Annotated in this window: 2 protein-coding genes; one reads left to right on the forward strand and one right to left on the reverse strand. The window is 33.9% G+C overall.

Features of this window, described 5'->3' with window-relative positions:
• The coding region (locus ACP6PL_RS21885; RefSeq protein WP_426547391.1) for a hypothetical protein at positions 1-269 on the forward strand (269 nt) is incomplete at its 5' end.
• A gap of 697 nt (positions 270-966) precedes the next feature.
• On the opposite strand, the gene ACP6PL_RS21890 is transcribed toward ACP6PL_RS21885, so the two are convergent.
• Complete coding sequence (locus tag ACP6PL_RS21890; protein ID WP_426547392.1) at positions 967-1,422, reverse strand: SMP-30/gluconolactonase/LRE family protein; 456 nt, start codon at positions 1,420-1,422, stop codon at positions 967-969.
• Between the last annotated feature and the right edge of the window lie 207 nt (positions 1,423-1,629).

Raw genomic sequence — 1,629 nt, forward strand, 5'->3', positions numbered from 1 at the left:
CGGAGCATGACCTTAGGATGGGATGGCGAGGTTTCCCGCTCTTGCAGAGCCGCTACGCTTTTCATGTCGGCTCAAGCGCCGAAACGCCATATCCAATCGACCAAGAAAGCGGTCGTTTGCGGAGCATTCCGAAGGATGAGATGGCGAGGTTTCCCGCTCTTAACAGAGCCGCTCCGCTTTTCATGTCGGCTCAAGCGCCGAAACGCCATATCCAATTGACCAAGAGAAAAAATAATATTTCTTTATATTCAATTCCCGAACGGTTTTAACCAGAGGTAATTATCAATTATCAATTAATGAATTGATACTTTACTCTCGCGACTCTAGTCTACATTTTGCAAAATCAAGAAATTAATAATTTGCGGAACAACCCTAAACAATTCTTATCCTATAAACTACCTACTACTGATTAGTAAGATAAATTTTTCCCAATTATAATTATCTGTTTATCTCTATAAAAATTATTCTCTTGTCCGATTACTTATACTCACTTACTAATATATTTAGCAAAATAAAGAAATTTCGATACTTTTGCGAAAAACCATACACACTTACTAAATTACCAACCACTTTTAGTAAAAGCATTTTCTTGCTAATACCCATCATCTAGTTTATACCTGTAAAATCCTGGCTTTGCCAGAATTATTTAACTCACTTACTATCATATTTAGGAAAATAAATAAATTAAAAAATTACGGAAAAAATCAACTATAACTAATTAGGAAAAAGTAAGATAATTTTATTCCTAATTTCAATTATCCGTACATCCGTACCAAAATCCTTGTTTTGCCATAATTATTCAACTCACCAAAAAATAAAGTTTCAAGCCTCCCCTCTTAAAGCCATGAAAAAGCGGTCGAGAGATGGCCAGGAGACCTAGCCATCTCTAATCGACCAAGAAAAAATCAACTTTAGTATTTCAAGACTCCTATTTCAGTAGAAGGTACTGATAACTGAAATTACCTACTACCTAATTCGAGCAGGTCTAACTCCAGTAACTTTAAGAGTAATTCTGTACAGACTTTTACTAGCTGTTAAATAAAGAGTTTTATAGTCATTATTTCCCCATGCTAAATTAGTAACTCTCTCCGTTACAGAAATAATTCCTAGTAACTTTCCTGATACAGAAAAAACCCAAACTCCTCCTGGTCCAGTGCTATAAACATTTCCCTGTAAATCTACTTTCATTCCATCAGGAACACCTGCTTTATTCGGGTCTTTTAATTCAGCAAAAATCTTTCCGTTTTCTAAAGTTCCATCTGACTTAACATCAAAAATACGAATATGACCTTCTTCCGAATCATTAACATAAAGTTTAGTTTGATCAGGGGAAAGAGCAATACCATTAGGACGAACAAAATTATTAACTAATAAACTTAACTTACCATCTGTTGCAATTCGATAAACACCATAAAAACCCAATTCTTCCTATTATTATTTAATCCCATAAGGAGGATCGGTAAAATAAATACTCCCATCTGATTTGACAACTAAATCATTCGGAATATTCAAACTTTTACCATTATATTTATCAACAAGTGTAATTAATTGATAATTGATAATTGATAATGGATAATTGATAATTACCTCTGGTTAAAACCGTTACGGAATTGAAGATTGGGAAATATC

The organism is Dapis purpurea BLCC-M126 (assembly GCF_050015975.1).
In the GTDB taxonomy this organism is placed as follows: domain Bacteria; phylum Cyanobacteriota; class Cyanobacteriia; order Cyanobacteriales; family Microcoleaceae; genus Trichodesmium.